The sequence below is a fragment of the Pseudomonas sp. FSL R10-2964 genome (assembly GCF_009600035.1).
Lineage (GTDB): Bacteria > Pseudomonadota > Gammaproteobacteria > Pseudomonadales > Pseudomonadaceae > Aquipseudomonas > Aquipseudomonas bubulae.
Genome location: NZ_WIWH01000014.1, coordinates 13380 through 34573 on the forward strand (window position 1 = coordinate 13380; position 21194 = coordinate 34573).

Genomic DNA, 21194 nt, shown 5'->3' on the forward strand with positions numbered 1-21194 from the left:
TTTTAGTGCGCAAATCTACTCGTGCCCGCTCACAGTGGCCCGACTGGCTTGTCACATAATGTGTTGTAACAAATCTTCAATGGCGTTGAGCAAGGCAATTTATAGAGGAAATCACTCTAGGGATGCGGGTTTTATATGGAAGTTTCGTAGGTTTTTTCGCGCACAACATGACGAGGCAATGTCCGGTAATCCCTGGCGGCGATATATACTGCGCGCCATTCTTCAAGGGAGAGCCGTGTGGCCATCGATATTCACTGGATTCGCGACAACGATAGCCTCGGCCAGCATTGCGCCGAATGGCAACAATTGCCGTTCGTAGCCCTCGACACCGAATTTATGCGGGTCGACACCTTTTACCCGATTGCCGGCCTGATCCAGATTGGCGACGGCACGCGGGCGTACCTGATCGACCCGTTGACCATCGACAACTGGCAGCCCCTGGCCGACCTGCTGGAAAACCAGGCGGTGGTCAAAGTGCTGCATGCCTGCAGTGAAGACCTTGAGGTTTTACTGCGCCTGACCGGCAGCCTGCCGGTGCCACTGTTCGACACCCAACTGGCAGCCGCCTATCTGAACCTGGGCTTCTCCATGGGCTATTCGCGCCTGGTCAAGGAAGTCCTGGATATCGATCTGCCCAAGGGCGAGACCCGCTCCGACTGGTTGCAGCGTCCGTTGTCGGAAACCCAGATCAGCTACGCCGCCGAAGATGCCGTGCACCTGGCTGAAGTCTACAAGTTGCTGCATCCGCGCCTGTCGGCGGAAAAGTACCGCTGGGTGCTGGAAGATGGCGCCGAACTGGTCGCCAACCTGCGCCGCGAAACAGATCCTTACGAGGTGTACCGCGAAGCCAAGCTGGCGTGGAAGCTGTCACGGGCCCAACTGGCGGTATTGCGTGAAATCTGCGCCTGGCGCGAGCACGAAGCCCGTGCCCGGGACCTGCCGCGCAACCGCGTGATACGCGAGCATGCATTGTGGCCTCTGGCCAAAACCCAGCCTGATAACCTGGTGGCACTGGCGCGCATTGAAGACATGCACCCGCGCACCGTGCGTCAGGACGGTGAGTTTTTGCTTGATCTGATCAAGCGTGCTGGCAGTCTGCCGCCGGAACAATGGCCGCCCGCCGTGCCCGAGCCGTTGCCGGTTGAAGCCGCGTTGCTGATCAAGCGTCTGCGTGCCATCGGCCAGGCTGAAGCTGAGCGCCTGAACATTGCGCCGGAACTGATGCTGCGTAAGAAAACCCTGGAAGCCCTGCTTAAAAGCGGCTTCCCCAATGGCCCTTATCAATTGCCGGAATCACTGCGCGGCTGGCGCCGTGAGTTGATGGGCCAGGCCTTGCTCGATTGCCTGGCCACCGCTGGAGAACTGTCTTGAAACGTATTTGCTCGATCTACCGCAGCACCAAACGCAACGAAATGTACCTGTATGTACTCAAGGCCGATGCCCTGGAGCGCGTGCCGGAACCGCTGATGCTGGCTTTTGGCAAGCCGATCCACGCCTTTGATCTGGTGCTGACGCCCGAGCGCAAGCTGTCGCGCGAAGACATCACCAAGGTTCTGGAAAACCTCGAGAGCCAGGGCTATCACCTGCAAATGCCGCCGGCCGAAGACGAATACATCGAGCACTTGCCTGAAGAGCTGTTGCGTCGCAACGACCCGATGTAAGTGCGGCGCCAGGTGCCCGGTTCCGGGCGCCTGTCTGAAACGGACTCATTTTGATTGGCGCTGGCCGAACGCGACGGGGCAAACCTCGGCGACGGGCGCTGGCAGTGTTTTGGAAAGGTTAGAAACATGCGCGTCCTGATTGCCGAGCACGATTACCCGCTGTACACCCAACTGCTGCAGCGCCTCGCCCCGGATCTGCAACTGCAGTCCAGCGGCGATTCCGAGGAACTGTCGCGCATGGCCGGTGAATGCCCGGTGTGGCTGGGCCAGCCGGACCTGCTGGCGACCCTGCTGCGCCAGGGCCACAAGCCTGCTTGGTTGCAGTCGACCTGGGCGGGCATCACACCGTTGTTGGCCGAAGGCCTAAAGCGTGATTATCGACTGACCCGCGCCGTGGGTATTTTTGGTCAGGTAATGGCTGAATACGTTCTGACCTACATGCTCGGCCACGAGCGTGAAGTCATGGCCCGGCTGGTCAGCCAGGTCGAGCGCAAGTGGGATAACCGCATGGGCCAGAGCCTGGTCGGGCGTAAGGTGCTGATCGTCGGGGCCGGGGATATTGGCCAGACCGTGGCGCAGTTTCTGCTGCCTTTTGGCGTTGAGTTGCATGCCATCGCCACAACCGCCCGCGAGCTGGCACCGTTCAAGGAAGTGGGTGTGCTGAGCGACTTGCCGCGCCTGGTGGGGCAGGTGGATTACGTGATCAACCTGTTGCCCAACACCCCGGACACCCATGATGTGTACGATGCCGAGCTGTTTGCGCAGTTCAATCCCAATGCCGTATTCATCAATGCCGGGCGCGGTGTGTCCGTGGTTGATGCCGATCTGGTCGAGGCTTTGCGCGTGGGGCATCTGGCGGGCGCGGTGATTGACGTCTGTCGTCAGGAGCCGCTGCCGGCCAAGCATCCGTTCTGGACGGCCTGGGGCTTGCTGTTGACCGGGCACAGCTCGGCGCCGACCTCGCCACCGATGATGGCCCAGCTGTTTGTCGACAATTTGCGTGCGTATCAGGCGGGTGAGGCATTGCGTGGCGAAGTGGATTTCGACCGCGGTTACTGATCCTGTAGATACTCTGTTGCCGGTCAAACCACTCCTGTGGGAGCGAGCCTGCTCGCGAAGGCCATTCGCGAGCAGGCTCGCTCCCACAGATGAAGTATTCCTGTAGCCGGGTTACAGGCTGAAATCGCCTTCAGCCACCAGCTTGCTCAGCGGTTCGCGCTGGCTTGGCACTTCCTTGGCTTGCAGGTAATCCACCAGGCTCGACTTGTCACCGATCTTGCCGATCGCAACCATTGCCTGGACCTGGTAGCCCTCAGGGATTTTCAGCTCTGTGCGCGCGCGCTCGAAATCCAGCCCGCTCATGCCGTGGGTATGCCAGCCGCTCAGGTGGGCCTGCAGGGCCAGATGGCCCCAGGCTGCGCCAGTATCGAAGGCGTGGGTCGGTGCGGGTTTTTCTTCGGTGGTGCCGGGTGCCGCGAAGGTGGTCTTGGACACAATCACCACCAGTGCTGCTGCATGCTTGGCCCAACCCTGGTTGAACTCCACCAGCAGGCTCAGGTAACGGTCGAACTCCGGGGTGCCGCGCAGGGCGAACAGAAAGCGCCAGGGTTGTGCGTTGTAGGCCGACGGTGCCCAGCGTGCTGCCTCAAAAAAGCTCAGCAGGGTGGCTTTGTCGATGGTCGCATCGGTAAAGGCGCGGGGCGACCAGCGCTGGGTAAATTGCTCGTGAATGCTGTGATCGGCTTTACGGCTGCTAGCAGGCATGGCGGTTTCCTGAGGTAAATGTAACGGCTCAATTCAGGGGCTAAAACTACTGGGATGCCGTCAAGCTGACAAGTCTGACGACAAGCCCTTGGCCCGCGGGGTCTTGGGCACTAGACTGGCGGCCTTTTCCACTCCCTGATGTTGATGTTTGAACCATGGCCGCAATCGTTGAACCGTTCTGGATCCGCAAAACCCTCGATCAACTTGATCAGGAGGAATGGGAGTCGCTGTGCGACGGCTGCGGATTGTGCTGCTTGCAAAAGCTCGAAGATGAAGACGACAACAGCGTCTACTACACGCGCATCGCCTGCAAACTGCTCGATCTGAAAACCTGCCAGTGCACCGACTACCCTAATCGTCGTGATTCAGTCCCTGACTGCATTCAGCTGTCGCCGGGCAAGGCCGAAGAGTTCAAGTGGCTGCCGCCGACTTGCGGCTACCGGCTGGTGAGCGAGCGCAAGGACTTGCCGCTGTGGCATCACCTGGTGTGTGGCGACCCGGACGCTGTCCACCATGAGCGCATTTCACAGTCCGGGCGCATGCTGGCCGAAGGCAGCGTGCCTGAAGATGACTGGGAAGATCATTTGATTTTCCGCGCCGGTTAAGTGCCGGAGCGGTTTGCAAGGAGTGTGTATGCCGCTGCGTTATCGATTGCCCCTGGGTTTGCTGCTGTTGCTGGCGGCGGGCCCGCTGTGGGCTGGGCAAAAAGTGGCGCTCGATTACCACGTACAGTTGTTGCCCAAAAGCGATCAGGCCGAGGTGCGGATCACCCTGGCCGAGGGTTCTGCTGTGCGCAGCCTGGATTTCGACCTGGGCGCGCCGGGCAGTTACAGCGACTTCAAGGCCGACGGGCAATGGCAACTGAGCCCCGACCCGGTCCATAGCCGGGGCCTGTGGCATCCGCCAGCGGGCAGTGCCAGCCTGAGTTACCGCGTCCGCCTGAACCAGCCGCGCAAGAACGGCACGTACGACACCCGGATCACGCCTGACTGGGCGTTGTTTCGCGGTGAACAACTGATCCCGCCTGCCAGCCTCGATCAGCAGGATGGGGTCGAGCTGGTGTCGCGGCTTGAATTCGAACTGCCCAAAGGCTGGAAAAGCGTTGAAACCGCCTGGCCGCGTATCGGTAAAAACCGCTTTCGTATCGATGATGTGTCGCGTCTGTTTGATCGCCCCACCGGCTGGATGCTCGCGGGTAACCTGGGCAGCCGCCGCACCACCCTGGGCGAAACCGAGGTCACGGTGAGCGCACCCAAGGGGCAGGGCATGCACCGCATGGATGTGCTGACCCTGTTGACCTTTGTGTGGCCGCAGGTGCAGGCGGTGTTCCCGCGCAACCCGCCCAAGCTGCTGATCGTCGGCGCGGGCAGCCCGATGTGGAAAGGCAGTGCAGCGGGGCGCAACTCGATCTACCTCTATAGCGGTTTGCCGCTGGTCAGCGAGAGCGGTTCAAGTCCGTTGTTGCGCGAAGTGGTGCAGTTGTTCAGCGGCATCAACGATGAGCCGGGGCATGACTGGATCGGCGAGGGCCTTGGCGAGTACTACGCCATCGAACTGCTGCGCCGCGCCGGCGGCATGAGTGATGAGCGTTACCAGACCCTGCAGCACAAGCTCAACGCTGCCGGTAAAAACGTGACCCGCCTGCGCGGTGAACAGGCAAACGCGGCCATGGTTGCGCGGGCAGTCACGCTGCTGCAGGCACTGGACCGTGAAATCCGTTTGCAGACCCACAGCAAGCGCTCGCTGGATGATGTCAGCCAGGCGCTGATGCGTATGGACAAGGTCAACACCGCGAGCTTTATCCAGCTGAGCGAAAGCGTGCTGGGCGGCGCCTCCGAGGTACTGGACAGCCCGCTGTTGCGCTGATCCTAACCCACGTGTAGCAGCTGCCGAGGGGCGAAGGCTGCGTCCGGCGGCGTAGCCGTCGTCAATTTGGCCAATGCGGTTTGTCAGTTACACCGCATCTAGATGATTTACGACCGCTTCGCGCTCGAACGCAGCCGCGTTCCTTCGCCAGTTGCTACGGCAGGCATCGCTGCTTTTTTACACCTTCTTTACGCCCCCGCATCCCTCTCGATCTCGATCCTTTACGCCCTGATTCCCCACACTCTCTTCCTACGCGGCAGGTGCCGCCTGGGGAGAGTTGTCATGGGCATTCTGGATGGGGTGTCGCTGCTGCTGGCAGTGGCGCTGTTCGTTTATCTGCTGGTTGCGCTGTTGCGCGCAGACCGGAACTAGGAGCGGGTATGCACAGTTATGACTATGGGCTGATGCTTGCCTTTTTTGCCCTGGTGCTGTTGCCCGCACCCTGGCTGGGGCGTTTTTACTACAAGGTGATGGAGGGACGGCGGACCTGGCTGAGCCCGGTATTGGGGCCCGTCGAAAAGGTCTGCTACCGCATCGCCGGGGTTGACCCGGGCAGTGAGCAAAGCTGGCAGAAGTACACCCTGGCCCTGCTGGTTTTCAACCTGACAGGCTTTGTGTTGTTGTTCGCCATTTTGCTGTTTCAGTCGTACTTGCCACTCAACCCCCAGCAGTTGCCGGGGCAGGAGTGGACGCAAGCGTTCAATACCGCGGTGAGTTTTGTCACCAACACCAACTGGCAGAGCTACAGCGGTGAAGCCAGCCTGAGCTATTTCAGCCAGATGGCCGGGCTGACCGTGCAGAATTTTGTCAGCGCCGCCACCGGCCTGGCCGTGCTGGTCGCCTTGTGCCGTGGTATCAGCCGCCGCTCGGCGCACACGCTGGGCAACTTCTGGGTCGACATGACCCGGGCCACGCTCTATGGCCTGCTGCCGTTGTGCCTGGTGCTGGCGTTGCTGCTGGTGTGGCAGGGCGTGCCGCAAACCTTTGCCCATTACGTCAATGCCGTAACCCTGCAAGGTGCCGATCAAGTAATCCCGCTGGGTCCGGCTGCCAGCCAGATTGCGATCAAACAACTGGGCACCAACGGCGGCGGCTTTTTCGGCGTGAACTCGGCGCATCCGTTCGAAAACCCGAGCGCCTGGAGCAACTTGTTCGAAATGGCCTCGATTATTCTGATCCCGGTGGCGTTGGTGTTCACCTTCGGCCATTACGTCAAGGACCTGCGTCAGAGCCGCGCAATCATCGCCTGCATGCTGGCCTTGTTCCTGATCGGCGGGGGCACCGCGCTGTATGCCGAGTACCAGCCGAACCCGGCGCTCAACAGCCCGCTGGTCGAGCAGAGCGCACCGCTGGAAGGCAAGGAAGTCCGCTTCGGCACCACCGGCAGTGTGCTGTGGACCGAAACCACGACCTCGGCCTCCAACGGCTCGGTCAACGCCATGCACGACAGCCTCAACCCGCTGACCGGGATGGTGGCACTGCTCAACATGATGGTCGGCGAAGTGATCTTCGGTGGCGTCGGTGCCGGGCTCTACGGGATGTTGCTCAACGTGTTGATCGCGGTGTTCCTCGCCGGCCTGATGATCGGTCGCACCCCTGAATACCTCGGTAAAAAACTCCAGGCCAGGGAAGTCCAGCTGCTGGTGGTGACCTTGCTGGTGATGCCGGTGGGGGTGCTGGTGCTGGGCGCGATTGCCGCCGTACTGCCCAGTGCTGTGGCCTCGGTCAGCAACCCCGGGCCCCATGGTTTCAGCCAGATCCTGTATGCCTTCACCTCGGCCAGTGCCAACAACGGCTCAGCCTTTGCCGGGCTTAACGCCAACACGCCGTTCTACAACCTGATGCTGGGCCTGGGCATGTTGATCGGACGCTTCGGTTATATCCTGCCGGTGCTGGCATTGGCCGGCAGCCTCGCGATCAAGAAAAGCGCGCCGATTGGCCAGGACAGTTTTCCGACCCACGGCCCGCTGTTTGTCGCTCTGCTGACCGTGACCATCTTGCTGGTGGGCGGCCTGACCTTCCTGCCGACCTTGGCCCTTGGCCCCATCGCTGAACAACTGACCCAGGGCTTCTGAGGAGACGAAGATGACTATGCCTGCTCCTGTTTCAAAGTTGACGCCAACGCCTGAAGCCAGGGCCCCTGAGTCGCCGAAGACTTCGTTCGCCGATATCTGGCGTCCGGCGCTGTTGCAAGCATTCGTCAAACTCGACCCGCGCCAGCTGAAACGCTCGCCGGTGATGCTGGTGGTCGAGCTGACCGCGATTTTTACCACGGTGCTGTGTGTTATCCCCGAGCCTGCAGTGCCTACCGGGGTGGCGGTGCAAATCGCTCTGTGGCTGTGGTTTACCGTGCTGTTCGCGAACTTTGCCGAAGCCCTGGCCGAGGGGCGCGGCAAGGCTCGCGCCGATAGCCTCAAAGCTGGCAGTGTGGGCTTGAGTGCGCGTCGGCGCACTGCCACGGGCAGCTTTGAAATCGTCCCGGCCACCCGCCTGCGCAAAGGGGATGTGGTGCGCGTCGAAGCGGGGGAGATGATTCCCGGCGACGGCGAGGTGATTGAAGGGATTGCCGCGGTCAACGAAGCGGCGATTACTGGCGAATCGGCGCCGGTGATCCGTGAGTCGGGCGGTGATCGCTCGGCGGTGACCGGCAATACGCGGCTGGTCAGTGACTGGTTGCTGGTGCAAATCAGCGCCAACCCCGGCGAGTCCACTCTGGACCGTATGATCGCACTGGTCGAAGGTGCAAAGCGGCAGAAAACCCCTAACGAGATTGCCCTGGATATTCTGCTGATCGGCCTGACCCTGATCTTTCTGATCGTGGTCGTGACCTTGCAGCCGTTCGCTTACTTTGCCGGTGGCAGCTTGCCCCTGGTGTTTCTGGTGGCCCTGCTGGTGACGCTGATTCCGACCACCATCGGCGGCCTGCTGTCGGCCATCGGTATTGCCGGCATGGACCGTCTGGTGCGCCTCAACGTGATTGCCAAGTCGGGGCGGGCGGTTGAAGCCGCGGGCGATGTGCATGTGTTGATGCTCGACAAGACCGGCACCATCACCTTCGGCAACCGCCGCTGCACGGCGCTGTATGCCTGCCCCGGCGTGACCGCCAAAGAGCTGGCAGAGGGCGCGTTGCGCGCTTCGCTGGCGGACGAGACGGCGGAGGGCAAGTCCATCGTCGAGTTTGTTCGGGGCCAGCACAGCTTGCCCGAGTTACCCGTGTCGGACTTCACGGCCGTACCCTTTACCGCTGAAACCCGCCTGTCGGGTATCGACCACAACGGTCGGGTGTACCGCAAAGGGGCCGTGGATTCAGTGCTGGCGTTTGTCGGCCTCAAACGCGGCGAGCTGTTGCCGGCCCTGTCCCGGGAAATCGACAAGATCGCCCAGAGCGGCGGTACCCCTTTGCTGGTCTGTGCCCAGGGCAAGCTGCTGGGCGCCATCCACCTCAAGGACGTGGTCAAGCCGGGTATTCGCGAGCGTTTTGCCGAGTTGCGCAAGTTGGGCATCCGCACCGTGATGGTGACGGGCGACAACCCGCTGACCGCCGCGGCCATTGCCGCTGAAGCCGGGGTGGATGACGTGCTGGCCGAGGCCACACCGGAGAAAAAACTGGCGCGCATTCGCCATGAGCAAAATGACGGCCGCCTTGTGGCGATGTGCGGTGATGGTGCCAATGACGCTCCGGCCCTGGCCCAGGCCGATGTGGGCATGGCGATGAACGACGGCACCCAGGCGGCCCGTGAAGCCGCGAACATGGTGGATCTGGACAGCGACCCCACCAAGCTGCTGGATGTAGTGCAGATCGGCAAGGAGTTACTGGTGACCCGTGGCGCATTGACCACGTTCTCGATCGCCAACGACGTGGCCAAGTACTTCGCGATTCTGCCGGCGCTGTTTGCTTCGATCTACCCGCAACTGGGCGTGCTCAACGTGATGGGCCTGCAGAGCCCGCAAAGCGCGATTGTGTCAGCCATCGTATTCAACGCGCTGATCATCGTGGTGCTGATCCCGCTGGCATTGCGCGGTGTGCGGGTGCAGGCGGCCAGTGCGGCGCACCTGTTACGCCGCAACCTGCTGATCTATGGCGTGGGCGGGCTGGTGGTGCCGTTTGTGGGCATCAAGCTGATCGACATGCTGCTCACCGCATTGCATCTGGTTTAAGCATTGGAGGGTTACACCATGAGCACTTTTTTACGTCCGGCCCTGAGCCTGATGCTGTTGATGACCGCCATTACCGGCGTGATCTACCCGCTGACCGTCACCGGCATTGCCCAGCTGGCGTTCCCCGAACAGGCCAATGGCAGCCTGGTCCGTGACAGTGCCGGCAAGGTGCTGGGGTCGGCATTGATTGCGCAGGATTTCAGCGGTGACAGCTGGTTTCACCCACGGCCATCGGCGGGAGCGTTTGCCACCGTGGCCAGTTCGGCCAGCAACCTGGCACCGAGCAACCCGGCTCTGGCGACACGGGTCAAGGACAGTGCCGCCCAGCTTGCCGTGCCGGGCCAGGGGCCGGTACCCCTGGCGCTGCTGACCACCTCGGGCAGCGGGCTGGACCCGCACTTGCCACCAGAGGCAATACGCTATCAACTAGCCCGTGTCGCTGCTGCTCGCAGCTTGCCGGTACAGGCTGTTGAACAACTGGTCGCGGAGCATATCGAGCGGCCGTTGGTGGGGCCGCCGGTGGTTAACGTGCTGCTGTTGAACAGGGCATTGGCGCAGTTGAAGAGCCCCTCACCCTGACCCTCTCCCGGAGGGAGAGGGGACTGACCGCACGCGGCTTCAAGAAAACCGCATATCAGCTCCCTCTCCCTCCGGGAGAGGGCTGGGGTGAGGGTAAAGCTTTCAGTCACACAATTTATCAGGAACCCCCCATGACTCATTCCGCCCGCGCCGATGCGTTGCTAGCCGATCTACCGCGCGCAGGCCGTGGCCGGCTTAAAGTGTTTCTCGGCGCGGCACCCGGCGTGGGCAAAACCTACGCCATGCTGCAAGCGGCTCATACGCAACTGCGCCAGGGTGTCGAAGTACTGGCCGGGGTGGTCGAAACCCATGGCCGCGCCGAGACCGAGGCCTTGCTCAATGGCTTGCCCCAGCAGCCCATGCTGCGCTCGGATTATCGCGGCGTGCAGCTTGAGGAAATGGACCTCGACGGTCTGCTTGCCGCCAGACCCAAGCTGGTACTGGTCGATGAGCTGGCCCACAGCAATGCCCCCGGCAGCCGTCACGCCAAGCGCTGGCAGGATGTGCAGGAATTGCTCGCGGCCGGGATCGATGTGTACACCACGGTCAACGTCCAGCATCTGGAAAGTCTCAACGATCAGGTGCGCGGCATCACCGGGGTCCAGGTGCGTGAGACCCTGCCGGACTGGGTTGTGCAGGAAGCCTACGAACTGCTGCTGATCGACCTGCCGCCCCGGGAACTGCTGGAGCGGCTGCGCGAGGGCAAGGTGTATGTACCTGAGCAGGCACGGGCAGCGATTGATGCGTTTTTCAGCCAGACCAATCTCAATGCTTTGCGCGAACTGGCAATGCAGACCGCTGCGGTGTATGTCGACGATGAACTGGACAAGGGCTATCGCCAGCAGGGGCAATCGGCTCCGGCGCTGCGCGGGCGTTTGCTGGTGGGGATCGACGGCGATACCCATGCCGAGCGCCTGGTGCGGCATGCCAGCCGGGTCGCGGAGCGTCGGCATCTGCCCTGGAGCCTGGTGCATGTGGACAACGGCCGGGCAGGCGACGAGCAATCACGCCTGCGCCTGCAAAGCGCCCAGCAACTGGCTGAGCGCCTGGGTGGCGAGGTGGTGTTGCTGCGTGCCGGTGAAGTGGCCAAAACCCTGATCCAGCATGCCGGCGAACGCCGTGCCAGCTTGCTGCTGGTGGGTCAGTCGCGGTTGACCTGGCGCCGTCGCCTGTTTGGCGGCGGACTGGCGGCGCGCTTGTTGCGTGACGCCCACGGCCTGGAAATCAACGTGCTCGACAATGAGCAGTCCCCTGTACCTGTCACCAACCGCCCGGAACACTCACTGGTGTGGTTCGACTACGGCCTGGCGCTGCTTGCCACGCTACTGGCCAGTGCCCTGGCCTGGGGAGTATCCAGCGTACTGGCGCTGCCCAATATCTCCCTGGTGTTTCTGGCTGCCGTGCTGCTGGTGGCCGTGCGCAGCAGCCTGGGGCCAGCATTGGCCTGTGCGGCGCTGTCATTTCTGGCCTATGACTTCCTCTTTATTCCGCCCAATTTCTCGTTCAGCATCCAGCGCGAAGAAGATGTGCTGACGTTGTTGTTCTTTCTGTTGATGGCGGCGCTCACTGGCAAACTGGCGGCTCGCCAGCGCCGGCAGTTGCAGGCCTTGCGCGACACTCAGCACGAAACCACCGAGCTTCTCGACCTGTCACGCAAGCTTACCGCCGCGACCGACCGCAAGGCTGTGGTCAATGCTGCCGGGCAGCATTTGAGCGGCTGGAAAGAGCTGGACATATGCCTGCTCAATCGCGATGGCAATGGCGGCTGGGACGTTGAAAGCGGCGGGCCGTTACAGTTCTGCGAAGCGGAGCGCGCCGCTGCTGACTGGGCCTGGGCCCACGACCAGCCTGCGGGCAAGGGTACGGGCACTTTGCCGATGGGCCGTTGGTGGTGGTGGCCGATCAGCGCCGAGGAGGGGCCATTGGCCTTGCTCGGCGTGTGCACGAGGCAGGGCCATTCACTAAGTGGCCAGCGTCGTCGGCTACTGATGGCTTTGAGCCAACCCCTGGCCCAGGCACTGGCGCGCGCGCGCTTGGCCCAGGACCTGGAAGCGGCCCGCCTGCACGGCGAAACCGAGCAGTTGCGCAGCGCACTGCTGGCATCGGTGTCCCATGATCTGCGCACACCGCTGACCAGCATGCGCGGCAGTATCGACACCTTGCTGGCCCTGGGCGAGGCGATCCCGTTGAGCGATCGCCGCGAGTTGCTCGAAGGCACCCGCGATGAGGCCGAGCGTCTGGACCGCTACATCCAGAACCTGCTGGACATGACCCGCCTGGGCCACGGTGCGCTCAAGCTGGCGCGCGACTGGGTGTCACCTGCCGACATTGCCGGCAGCGCCTTGAACCGCTTGCGTGCGGTGCTGGCGCCCTTGCAGGTGCAGGTGGATGTTGCGGCGCAATTGCCGCTGTTGCACGTGCATGGCGCCCTGATCGAGCAGGCGCTGGTCAATGTGCTGGAAAACGCTGCGCGCTTTTCACCTCCCCATGGCCAGTTGCAATTAACGGCGGGAGCCGATGAAAGCGAATTGTGGTTTGCCGTCAGTGACCAGGGCCCGGGGATCCCCGAGGAGGACAGGGTGAAGATTTTCGATATGTTTTATACCGCCGCACGGGGCGATCGCGGCGGGCAAGGCACGGGCCTGGGGCTCGCCATCTGCCAGGGCATGGTGGGGGCCCACGGCGGGCGGGTCAGCGTCGGCGAAGGCATCGGCGGGCAGGGTACGTGCATTACCCTGTATTTGCCGTTAAGCCTTCAACCGTGCCCCGAGAATGAAGGTCTGGAAAGTGAAGACTGATATTCTTTGGCTATCCCTCTATTGCGATAACAAGTCATGAGCCAGAGCGCGACCATTTTGGTCATCGACGATGAACCGCAGATTCGCAAATTCCTGCGTATCAGCCTGGTGTCCCAGGGATACACCGTGCTGGAGGCCGCGACCGGGGCCGATGGCTTGAGCCAGGCAGCGCTCGGACGGCCCGATGTGCTGGTGCTCGACCTGGGCTTGCCGGACATGGATGGCCAACAGGTACTGCGCGAGTTTCGCGAGTGGTCAAATGCGCCGGTACTGGTGCTCTCGGTGCGCGCCAGCGAAGCGCAAAAAGTCCAGGCACTGGACGGTGGGGCCAACGATTACGTGACCAAACCCTTCGGCATCCAGGAGTTTCTGGCACGAATCAGGGCCTTGTTGCGCCAGGCGCCTGTGGGCGAAACCCGGGAGTCGGCGCTTGAACTCGGCCCCTTGACCGTCGACCTGGCGTTCCGCCGTGTGCTGCTCGATGGCGTCGAAGTGGCGCTGACCCGCAAGGAATACGCGGTGCTGGCGCTCTTGGCGCGTCATCCGGGGCGGGTCATTACCCAGCAGCAATTGCTCAAGGATATTTGGGGCCCGAGCCATGTCGAAAACAGCCATTACCTGAGAATTGTCGTTGGCCATTTGCGCCAGAAACTGGCGGATGATCCGACCCGGCCACGGTATATCGTGACCGAAGCCGGGGTCGGCTACCGGTTGTTGGACGCCTCGTCCTTTTCGTAACGGTCCAGGGTGTCTTTTGCAATCAGGCGGCCCAGGGCGATCAGCTCTTGGGCTTTGTAGAACTCGAAAAACCGGCACACCCGCTTGGGCACGTTGATCAGGATATCGGGCGGGTAACCGGCGATCTTGTATTGCGCCAGTGAAGTCTGCATGACCTCGAAGCTCTGGTTGATCAAATCCAGCAGCGAGGCCGGGCCGACGTTGTCGATGATCACCGAGCCGGTGGCTGACTTGGGCGAGCCCTCTTCAGCGGCTGGGGAGGCGGTTTGCGGCGTGTCGAGCCAGGGATTGGGCTTTGCCTGGGCCAGCGGCTCGGCCTGGGGGTTGAGCAGTTCCTGTTCGAGGTTGAGCAAGTGCTCGGCCTGTTTGTTGCGAAACGGCATGCGCGAGCCCAGCGAACTCATCAGGTTGTCAAAGCGCCCCTTGAAAGCCGCCGGGCGCTGGATCACCGGCAACTGGTAGTGGCTCTGGTGGGTGGAGTTGAGGTTGACGGCGACGATCAGGTCGCAGTGGCTGGACACCACCGGCACGATGGGCAGCGGGTTGAGCAGGCTGCCGTCCACCAGCATGCGGTTGCCCTGCATCACCGGGGTAAACAGGCTGGGGATCGCTGCCGAGGCGCGCATGGCCTGGTGCAGGCAGCCCTCCTGAAACCAGATTTCCTGCTGGTGGGTGAGGTCGGTGGCGACGGCGGTGTAGGGGATGCGCAGGTCCTCGATATTGATTTCACCGACCATATTGCGGATCTGGCCGAAGACCTTTTCACCGCGAATCGCTCCAAGCCGGAAGCTGACATCCACCAGGCGCAGCACATCGAGGTAGTCCAGGCTTTGAATCCAGTCCCGGTACATGTCCAGTTTGCCGGCGGCGTAAATCCCGCCCACCACCGCGCCCATCGAGCAACCGGCGATACAGGCGATTTCATAGCCGCGGCTTTCCAGCTCTTCAATCACGCCGATATGGGCATAGCCCCGGGCACCGCCGGAGCCCAATACCAATGCAATACGTTTTTTCATGAACCCCACCTTCGCCTGACAGTCACTCACAATGCCTTTTTGTGACCCTGAGTGACAGCTTTTGGCATGAACGCGTATCTACCAGCTAGGCTAGTGCCTTGTAGCAATGACGGGTAGGTGTTGCCGGTTTTTTTGATTTTTACGTTGTGGCACTTTTATGCAGGTTGTTCGTCTGAGATTGCACTGAACTTTAATTTCTGAGGAAAACAACATGAAAGCATGGATTTGTGTACCGCTGATCGCGCTGGCGTTGGCAGGTTGTGCGGGTACCAAGGCGTATCGCGACAGTTGTGCGACGAACCTGGATTCGGCCTGGCATGAACTGGACCTGGCCAAGGCGGAAGGCTTCGCCGGGACTGTCAGCTACTCCAAGGCCTTGTCCTTGTTGACGGCGGCCAAGACCCAGCAGCAATTTGAAGCCTTTGAGGGTTGCACCAAAAAAGCCGAGAAGGCGCGTTTCTATATTCGTGAATCCCGCGCCGGGCGTTGAAGCGCAGCGGTAAAGGGGGAGGGGGAGGATGTCTGAGCTGGTTGACCGGATAGTGGCAAACATCGTGCGTCTGGAGGTCAGGTTACTGGCCTGTCAGGCGCGTCTGGAAGCCGATACGGACCCGGAGGCCCTGCACGACCTGCGCACCACTGTGCGCCGCTTGCGCAGCCTGTTGCGGCCTTTGCGCGGGTTGCCGGGGGTTGTGCAACTTGAAATGTCTGCATCCCAGGTTGGCGTGTTGACCACCCCCCTGCGTGATCTTGAAGTGCTGGCGGCACATTTGCAGGCGCACGGCTACACGGCGCAGGCGCAACGCCGCACGCAACAGTTGGCCGGCAGTTATGCCCGGGTGGCCGACAGTGAGCAGTTGGCTCAACTGTTGATGATCCTCGAGGTGTTTCCGCGCTTTTTGCGTGCTGCCGAGCGAGAAGGCCTGCTGCGTGGTTTGCGCCAGCGGATCGCAAAGGTCCTGGAAAAACAGTGGAAAACCCTGGAAAACGCTCTCAATGACCCTGGCCATGACCGCCATCGCGTAAGGTTGCTGATCAAGCGCGTACGCTATGCCGCTGAAGCCTACCCGGAGTTGAACCAGCTGCCGCCCTTGGTGCTGGCCCGCCTCAAGGGGGCACAGCAGGCGCTGGGCGAATGGCACGATGCCTGGCAATGGTTGCTGCAGGCCGGGCAACACGCCGACTTGCAACCCTGTGTGGCGCAATGGCAGGCCACCCTTGAGCACGGCGAAAAACGCGCTGACAAGGCGTTGGTCAAATTGAGTGCGGCTTGCTTTCACTCCTGATCTTTGGCCGATACAGCACTGTGCAGAGTCAGATGGATGGGTAGTATCCCGTCATATTTATCTGTTTCGAGGTGCTTATGCAGTTTTGCGAATTGGTTGCGGCGGTGCGCAACACGCCTTTGGACGTGACCATTCCGGCCGATTGGGGCCAGGGCCGCGCCAGCTTTGGCGGCCTGTTGGTGGCTTTGCAGTACGAAGCCATGCGCGCCCATGTGCCTGTCGAGCGGGCGTTGCGCTCATTGGCAGTGAGTTTTGTCGGGCCGGTGGCCGCCGATGTACCGGTGCGTTTCGAGGTTGAGGTGCTGCGCGAAGGCAAGGCGGTCAGCCAGGTGCTGGGGCGGGTGGTACAGGACGGTCAGGTCATGACCCTGGTACAAGGCAGCTTTGGCGCTGCGCGGGAGTCAGTGGCGAACGTGGACGGCTTGCCTGCGCCTGAGATGAAGGCGCCCGAAGATTGCCCGCTGTTGCCCTATATCAAAGGGGTTACCCCGGAGTTTATGCGTCATTTGTCCATGGCCTGGGCCGTGGGCGCACTGCCGTTTAGCGGTCGTGGAACGCGGGAAATGGGCGGCTGGGTACGTTTTGATGGCGGTGTTGAGGACGAACCTCTGACAGAAACCCATTTGCTGGCGCTGGTCGATACCTGGCCGCCTGCACTGCTGCCGTTACTGAACAAGCCGACAGCAGGCAGCACGCTGACCTGGACCATCGAGTTCGTGCAGCCACTGCCTAAGGTCAGCACGTTGCAGTGGTGCAAGTACCTGGCCGTCATCGAACATGCGCGGGATGGCTACGGCCATGTGGCGGCCAACCTGTGGGGCCCAGGCGGCGAGCTGATTGCGCTCAGCCGCCAGACCGTAGCCGTGTTCGGTTGATCAGAAGGTCTGGCTGTTATCCGTTGCGCTGGTGGCCTTGTGGCCCTGGCGTTGCAGGATCAGGGCCGCAAACAGGGCAACCAGACCGATCACCGCGCTGGTGGCGTTTTCACTGAAGACGCCCGACACCAGCAACAGAAAAGCCACCACCATCATCGGCACTGCGATCAGGTTGATTGCCTGATACGCGGTGTTTTGCTGGCCGTGCGGGTTGGAGCGCCATTGCCAGGCCGGTAGATTTGGATGACGTTTGCCCATGATTGCTCTCCTTGTTCGAGGGTTCAGCCTGGGCTGAACCGGATAAACAAATCATAGATTTATGGTCACCCTGCGGCGAATCAACAATGGCTATTGGCCTTATAGCTTTAGTTGACCAATCGCCCGATTCAACTCGCCTGCCAGGGTTGCCAGTTCATTGCTGGTAGTGGCCGAGTCGACGGTCTGTTGCACGGTGTTTTCGGTGACATCGCGGATGCTCACCACTGCCCGGTTCATCTCTTCCGCGACCTGGCTTTGCTGCTCGGCGGCCACGGCAATCTGGGTGTTGCTTTCGCGCATTTGCGCCACGGCGTGCGTGATCTCGGCCAATGCCGCGCCCGCTTCCTGGGCCTGCTGCACGCAGTCGTCGGCCTTGAACGAGCTTTCCTGCATAAAATCCACGGCGTCGCGGGTGCCCGCCTGCAAGGCCGAAACCATGGCGGTGATTTCGTCCGTGGATGTCTGCACGCGTTTGGCCAGGTGCCTCACTTCATCGGCGACCACGGCAAAGCCACGACCCATTTCACCTGCGCGAGCCGCTTCGATGGCCGCGTTCAACGCCAGCAGGTTGGTCTGTTCGGCGATGCTGTGAATCACACTGACCACGCCGTTGATCTTCTGGCTGTCCTGGGCCAGTTGCTGGATCATTTCTGCAGTGGTTTGCACCCCGGTGGACAGGCTGGCGATTGACTGTTGCACGCGGCTGACCACCTGCTGGCCACTCCCCGCCAGGTTGTCTGCGGTTTGCGACAGGTCGCGGGTAGCCCCAGCGTGTTGCGCAATATGGTAGACCGTGGCCGACATTTCATTGATTGCGGTGGCGGCCTGGTCGGTCTCGCTTTGCTGGCCGAGCATGCCGTGGCGCACCTCGTCCATGCTGCTGGCCAGGCGCGCGGCCCCGGCATCCAGTTGCGCGGCGGTTTGGGCCACGGTGTTCACCACCCGCTGGTAACCGGCCTGCATGGCATTGAAGGCGCTGGCCATCTGCCCGACCTCATCGGTACACGCCAGGGGCACCCGGGCGGACAGGTCACCGGTTTTCTCCACATGCAGCATCACGTCCTTGAGGGTGTTGAGCTGGCTCAGCAGGAAGCGGATCAGCAACTGCGAAGCGCAGAGCATGGCCAGCATCAGGATCAGCACGGCGGCGGCATAGTTGGGCAGCCGCTCGACAAACACCTGAGCCAGGCTAGGTGTATGGGCCAGCACGGCGATTTTTTGTCCGTCGTCGCGGGTCAGTACCTCGGCGCCCAGCAGCATATTGTGGCCGAACAACGGCATGGGATTGATTGAGACCCAGCCGTTGGCGTTGCCCAGTTGCGGCAGGGGTTGATCGTTGACGCTGGCGATCTGGTCGGGCGCCAGGGGCAGCAATTGGCTGGCCTCGGGCAAGGGCTGCCCGGCAGGCCAGGCACTGAGCAATTGCGCCTGGGCCCGGGCGTTGGCCTGGGCGGCGTTGCTGCGCGATTGCTGTTCCAGCTGCACGGCGTAGAGCACCAGCAGCAGTGTGGTGACAAAAGCCACCGCGTTGACAGCCCAGAATTTGTATTTGAGCGAGATGTTGCTAAGCCAGGTGCCCATGGGAGGTCTTCTCTGAATTGGCGCAAACAATATTGGCAAGGTGCCATCATTGTGCCGCTATTCAGTGACAATCTTGTTGATGTGGGTCAAAAGAGGCACTGCGTGGGAGCGGGCGTCAGTCTGTCAGTACCGGCAACCCGTAAAACGCCCGTGCACACGCGGTGGTGTGTTCGGCCAGGTCCTGCTCGCTTTCGCCACGGTGCACGGCCACTTCACGCAATACGTCGGTCAGGTAGGCCGGTTCGTTGCGACCATTTTTCGGTTTGGGCCGCAGGGTCCGCGGCAACAGGTACGGCGCATCACTTTCGAGCATCAGGCGACCGCGCGGGATATCACGTACCAGCGGGTGCAGGTGGGTACCGCGGCGCTCGTCGCAGATCCAGCCGGTAATGCCGATATGCAGGTCAAGGTCGAGGTAGCTGAACAGCGCCTTTTTCTCGCCGGTAAAGCAATGCACCACAGCAGCCGGCAAGCGGTCGCGGAAGTCGCGCAGGATTTCCAGCAAACGCTGGTTGGCATCACGCTCATGCAGAAAAACCGGCAGTTGCAGGTCAACAGCCAGCGCCAGATGTTCTTCCAGCACTTTCTCCTGCTGGGCGCGGGGCGAAAAGTCGCGGTTGAAGTCCAGCCCGCATTCACCCACCGCACACACGCCCGGTTCCTTGAGCAGGGCAAGCAACTGGCGGGCGCTGTCGCCGTTCCAGTCACTGGCCGAGTGCGGGTGAATGCCGGCCGTAGAGAACAGCCGCTGGCCGCTTTCGTCCAGCTCGCGGCACAGTTGCAAGGCCTGTTCGCTGCCTTCGACGCTGGTGCCGGTCAATACCAATTGGCACACCCCGGCCGCGTAGGCACGGTCGAGCACGGCCTGGTGTTTGCCGTCAAAGCTTGGGTTGGTCAGGTTGACGCCGATATCAATGAGTTGCATGGTTTTACCTCAGGCCACAGGCCTCGCAGCATATCAGAGCTGTAGATTTACAAGAAAAACCAAGAACTACAGACAGTTATGGTTGTCTTTGAATGCCGCAACAACGCAATGCCCGGTTGTTTAAAGGACGCATTGACTGTTTTGCGCGCTGATTCCAGCGCTTGAAAGCCTCACTTGAGGCAACCGGTTGTCGGGAAACCGACCGGGTGCTGGGCTGTATTCTTTCCGGAGAACGGATGACAAGACCGACGCTATTGATTGCGCTGTGCCTGCTGCTGTTGCCGCTACCGGCACTGGCACGCCTGACCGGACCTTTACAGGTCGGGCAGCCAAGCCAGGTCCGCGATCTGGCGCAAATCCGCAGCAGTCAGGTGTTGCGGGTGCTGGTCAATCAAAGCCGCAACAGCTCGGGCGAGGTGCAGGGGCAGGCGATTGGCGTTGAATACCATCGTCTGCGTGCGTTTGAACGCTACCTCAACAGCCATGCCCGCGATGGCCAGGAAATAACCCTCAAGATCATCCCTAAAGCCAAGGATCAACTGCTGGGCGCATTGTCCCGGGGTGAAGGCGATGTAGTTGCCCCGGGTGAGTTGATCGATTTCAAGCCCAGCCGCGCCATCAGCGCCAGTGATCCGATCGTCGACGATGTGCCCTTGTTGTTGGTGGGGGTCAAGGGCGAGCGGCGCTTTACCCGCCTTGAGCAACTGTCGGGCCGCACCGTGGCGTTGACCACCGGCAGTGCGGCGGGAGCCTCGGTCAATTTGATCAATCAAAAACTGGCCTTGCGCAAACTGCCCCCGGTGAAGATTGAGTGGGTAGATCCGACCCTGGCGGTGGAGGATGTGCTGGAGATGGTGCAGGCCGGGATTTTTCATTTGACCATCGTGGAGCGCCCGATTGCCGAGCGCTGGGCCACGCTGATGCCCAAGCTGCGTTTTGACCGCAAGGTGCTGGTCAGCGAGCCCGAGGCCATGCACTGGTATGTACGCCGTGATGCGTCGATGTTGCGGGCCAGCATCGACCGGTTTCTCGATGGCTACAAGGCCCCGGCCGATCAGGATGTGGCCTTTGAGCGGGTATACCGACGTTTGTACCGGGTGCATTACCCGTTGGCCCGGGCCGATCGCCAGCAGCTTGAAAAACTGCGCCCGGTGTTGCAAAAACATGCCCGGCAACAGGGCATGGACTGGTTGAACCTGGCAGCGCTGGCATTCAAGGAGTCTACCCTCAACCCTGAAGCCAAAGGCAGCGGCGGGGCGACAGGGCTACTCCAGATTACCCCCTCGGCCGCCCGGCGGGTGGGGGTCAACAATATTCAAAACGTCGATAGCAATGTGCAGGCCGGTGCCCGGTATCTGTCGCTGATCCGCCGCAAGTTCTTTGCCAGCCCCAAGCTCAACGAGCGTGAGCGCATGGCGTTTGTGCTGGCGGCTTACAACATGGGGCCGGAGCGGGTGCAGGGCATGCGGGCTGAAGCCAGGCGACGCGGCCTGAACCCCAATCAATGGTTCTTTCAGGTGGAACGTATTGCCATGGAGCAGGTGGGAATGGGGGCTGTCAGCTATGTTAATAGCGTGAATAAATACTATTTGGCCTTTGACCGGGAGCGGGATTCCCTGGAACCGGCAAAAGCTGAACTGGTCACACGCAAATAATCGAATAATTTGATTGTTTTGTCAGGTTTATTCG

20 protein-coding genes are annotated in these 21194 nt (G+C 61.5%); 15 read left to right on the forward strand and 5 right to left on the reverse strand.

What is annotated here, in order from left to right:
• Positions 1 to 237: 237 nt before the first annotated feature.
• The 3 genes from rnd (at position 238) to GHN92_RS09715 (ending at position 2720) form a co-directional block, all read left to right on the forward strand.
• Complete coding sequence (rnd, locus tag GHN92_RS09705; protein WP_095002175.1) at positions 238 to 1371, forward strand: ribonuclease D; 1134 nt, start codon at positions 238 to 240, stop codon at positions 1369 to 1371.
• Entirely contained in the window at positions 1368 to 1661 is a 294-nt protein-coding gene (locus tag GHN92_RS09710; protein ID WP_095002174.1) for a YcgL domain-containing protein, read from the forward strand. Before rnd ends, GHN92_RS09710 begins: the two co-directional genes overlap by 4 nt.
• 126 nt (positions 1662 to 1787) lie before the next feature.
• Complete coding sequence (locus tag GHN92_RS09715) at positions 1788 to 2720, forward strand: D-2-hydroxyacid dehydrogenase (RefSeq protein ID WP_095002173.1); 933 nt, start codon at positions 1788 to 1790, stop codon at positions 2718 to 2720.
• A gap of 111 nt (positions 2721 to 2831) precedes the next feature.
• Here GHN92_RS09715 and GHN92_RS09720 read toward each other — a convergent pair whose 3' ends face one another.
• On the reverse strand, positions 2832 to 3425 hold the full coding sequence (locus GHN92_RS09720) for a nitroreductase family protein (protein WP_133144908.1): 594 nt from the start codon (positions 3423 to 3425) through the stop codon (positions 2832 to 2834).
• 155 nt (positions 3426 to 3580) lie between these two features.
• Between GHN92_RS09720 and GHN92_RS09725 the strand changes: the two genes are divergently transcribed.
• The 8 genes from GHN92_RS09725 (at position 3581) to GHN92_RS09760 (ending at position 13564) form a co-directional block, all read left to right on the forward strand.
• Positions 3581 to 4030 (forward strand): YcgN family cysteine cluster protein, encoded by a 450-nt coding sequence (locus GHN92_RS09725; protein ID WP_016780096.1) that lies wholly within the window; start codon positions 3581 to 3583, stop codon positions 4028 to 4030.
• A gap of 28 nt (positions 4031 to 4058) precedes the next feature.
• On the forward strand, positions 4059 to 5291 hold the full coding sequence (locus GHN92_RS09730) for a hypothetical protein (protein WP_095019345.1): 1233 nt from the start codon (positions 4059 to 4061) through the stop codon (positions 5289 to 5291).
• A 282-nt stretch (positions 5292 to 5573) separates the two neighbouring features.
• A complete protein-coding gene (gene kdpF, locus GHN92_RS09735; RefSeq protein WP_016780098.1) occupies positions 5574 to 5663 on the forward strand; it encodes a K(+)-transporting ATPase subunit F in 90 nt (29 codons plus the stop codon).
• An 8-nt stretch (positions 5664 to 5671) separates the two neighbouring features.
• Complete coding sequence (gene kdpA / locus GHN92_RS09740) at positions 5672 to 7366, forward strand: potassium-transporting ATPase subunit KdpA (protein WP_095002171.1); 1695 nt, start codon at positions 5672 to 5674, stop codon at positions 7364 to 7366.
• Between the two features lie 10 nt (positions 7367 to 7376).
• Entirely contained in the window at positions 7377 to 9449 is a 2073-nt protein-coding gene (gene kdpB / locus GHN92_RS09745; RefSeq protein ID WP_133144909.1) for a potassium-transporting ATPase subunit KdpB, read from the forward strand.
• Between the two features lie 18 nt (positions 9450 to 9467).
• Positions 9468 to 10028 (forward strand): potassium-transporting ATPase subunit KdpC, encoded by a 561-nt coding sequence (gene kdpC / locus GHN92_RS09750; RefSeq protein WP_095025132.1) that lies wholly within the window; start codon positions 9468 to 9470, stop codon positions 10026 to 10028.
• A 131-nt stretch (positions 10029 to 10159) separates the two neighbouring features.
• On the forward strand, positions 10160 to 12826 hold the full coding sequence (locus GHN92_RS09755) for a sensor histidine kinase KdpD (RefSeq protein ID WP_095026101.1): 2667 nt from the start codon (positions 10160 to 10162) through the stop codon (positions 12824 to 12826).
• A 36-nt stretch (positions 12827 to 12862) separates the two neighbouring features.
• The gene (locus GHN92_RS09760) at positions 12863 to 13564 is read left to right on the forward strand and encodes a response regulator (RefSeq protein ID WP_095023979.1); all 702 of its coding nucleotides are present in this window, start codon (positions 12863 to 12865) and stop codon (positions 13562 to 13564) included.
• Here the strand turns inward: GHN92_RS09760 and GHN92_RS09765 are convergent.
• Positions 13531 to 14580 (reverse strand): patatin-like phospholipase family protein, encoded by a 1050-nt coding sequence (locus GHN92_RS09765; protein ID WP_095002166.1) that lies wholly within the window; start codon positions 14578 to 14580, stop codon positions 13531 to 13533. The two genes, GHN92_RS09760 and GHN92_RS09765, sit on opposite strands and share 34 nt — an antisense overlap.
• Positions 14581 to 14791: 211 nt before the next feature.
• Here GHN92_RS09765 and GHN92_RS09770 point away from each other — a divergent pair, with 211 nt between their 5' ends.
• From GHN92_RS09770 to GHN92_RS09780, 3 genes are all read left to right on the forward strand, one after another.
• Complete coding sequence (locus GHN92_RS09770) at positions 14792 to 15070, forward strand: hypothetical protein (protein WP_095002165.1); 279 nt, start codon at positions 14792 to 14794, stop codon at positions 15068 to 15070.
• A 28-nt stretch (positions 15071 to 15098) separates the two neighbouring features.
• Positions 15099 to 15866: a CHAD domain-containing protein gene (locus GHN92_RS09775; RefSeq protein WP_095002164.1), complete on the forward strand. Its 768-nt coding sequence runs from the start codon at positions 15099 to 15101 to the stop codon at positions 15864 to 15866.
• Between the two features lie 77 nt (positions 15867 to 15943).
• Positions 15944 to 16741, forward strand: a complete 798-nt coding sequence (locus tag GHN92_RS09780) for an acyl-CoA thioesterase II (RefSeq protein WP_095002163.1) — start codon at positions 15944 to 15946, stop codon at positions 16739 to 16741.
• On the opposite strand, the gene GHN92_RS09785 is transcribed toward GHN92_RS09780, so the two are convergent.
• The 3 genes from GHN92_RS09785 to GHN92_RS09795 all read right to left on the reverse strand — a co-directional run bounded on the left by GHN92_RS09785 (position 16742) and on the right by GHN92_RS09795 (position 19505).
• Positions 16742 to 16999, reverse strand: a complete 258-nt coding sequence (locus GHN92_RS09785; protein ID WP_095002162.1) for a terminase — start codon at positions 16997 to 16999, stop codon at positions 16742 to 16744.
• 99 nt (positions 17000 to 17098) lie between these two features.
• Complete coding sequence (locus tag GHN92_RS09790; protein ID WP_153379975.1) at positions 17099 to 18580, reverse strand: methyl-accepting chemotaxis protein; 1482 nt, start codon at positions 18578 to 18580, stop codon at positions 17099 to 17101.
• 115 nt (positions 18581 to 18695) lie between these two features.
• Positions 18696 to 19505 carry a TatD family hydrolase gene (locus GHN92_RS09795; protein WP_016780110.1) on the reverse strand — a complete coding sequence of 270 codons (810 nt, stop codon included), beginning with the start codon at positions 19503 to 19505 and terminating at the stop codon, positions 18696 to 18698.
• Between the two features lie 236 nt (positions 19506 to 19741).
• On the opposite strand from GHN92_RS09795, the gene GHN92_RS09800 reads away from it, so the two are divergent.
• Entirely contained in the window at positions 19742 to 21160 is a 1419-nt protein-coding gene (locus GHN92_RS09800) for a transglycosylase SLT domain-containing protein (protein ID WP_095002160.1), read from the forward strand.
• The last annotated feature ends 34 nt before the right edge of the window (positions 21161 to 21194 follow it).

Coding starts and splice junctions, on each gene's coding strand:
- GHN92_RS09715 (WP_095002173.1), top strand. CDS start 1,788: ATGCGCGTCCTGATTGCCGAGCACGATTACCCGCTGTACACCCAACTG.
- GHN92_RS09720 (WP_133144908.1), bottom strand. CDS start 3,425: ATGCCTGCTAGCAGCCGTAAAGCCGATCACAGCATTCACGAGCAATTT.
- GHN92_RS09725 (WP_016780096.1), top strand. CDS start 3,581: ATGGCCGCAATCGTTGAACCGTTCTGGATCCGCAAAACCCTCGATCAA.
- GHN92_RS09730 (WP_095019345.1), top strand. CDS start 4,059: ATGCCGCTGCGTTATCGATTGCCCCTGGGTTTGCTGCTGTTGCTGGCG.
- kdpF (WP_016780098.1), top strand. CDS start 5,574: ATGGGCATTCTGGATGGGGTGTCGCTGCTGCTGGCAGTGGCGCTGTTC.
- kdpA (WP_095002171.1), top strand. CDS start 5,672: ATGCACAGTTATGACTATGGGCTGATGCTTGCCTTTTTTGCCCTGGTG.
- kdpB (WP_133144909.1), top strand. CDS start 7,377: ATGACTATGCCTGCTCCTGTTTCAAAGTTGACGCCAACGCCTGAAGCC.
- kdpC (WP_095025132.1), top strand. CDS start 9,468: ATGAGCACTTTTTTACGTCCGGCCCTGAGCCTGATGCTGTTGATGACC.
- GHN92_RS09755 (WP_095026101.1), top strand. CDS start 10,160: ATGACTCATTCCGCCCGCGCCGATGCGTTGCTAGCCGATCTACCGCGC.
- GHN92_RS09760 (WP_095023979.1), top strand. CDS start 12,863: ATGAGCCAGAGCGCGACCATTTTGGTCATCGACGATGAACCGCAGATT.
- GHN92_RS09765 (WP_095002166.1), bottom strand. CDS start 14,580: ATGAAAAAACGTATTGCATTGGTATTGGGCTCCGGCGGTGCCCGGGGC.
- GHN92_RS09770 (WP_095002165.1), top strand. CDS start 14,792: ATGAAAGCATGGATTTGTGTACCGCTGATCGCGCTGGCGTTGGCAGGT.
- GHN92_RS09775 (WP_095002164.1), top strand. CDS start 15,099: ATGTCTGAGCTGGTTGACCGGATAGTGGCAAACATCGTGCGTCTGGAG.
- GHN92_RS09780 (WP_095002163.1), top strand. CDS start 15,944: ATGCAGTTTTGCGAATTGGTTGCGGCGGTGCGCAACACGCCTTTGGAC.
- GHN92_RS09785 (WP_095002162.1), bottom strand. CDS start 16,999: ATGGGCAAACGTCATCCAAATCTACCGGCCTGGCAATGGCGCTCCAAC.
- GHN92_RS09790 (WP_153379975.1), bottom strand. CDS start 18,580: ATGGGCACCTGGCTTAGCAACATCTCGCTCAAATACAAATTCTGGGCT.
- GHN92_RS09795 (WP_016780110.1), bottom strand. CDS start 19,505: ATGCAACTCATTGATATCGGCGTCAACCTGACCAACCCAAGCTTTGAC.
- GHN92_RS09800 (WP_095002160.1), top strand. CDS start 19,742: ATGACAAGACCGACGCTATTGATTGCGCTGTGCCTGCTGCTGTTGCCG.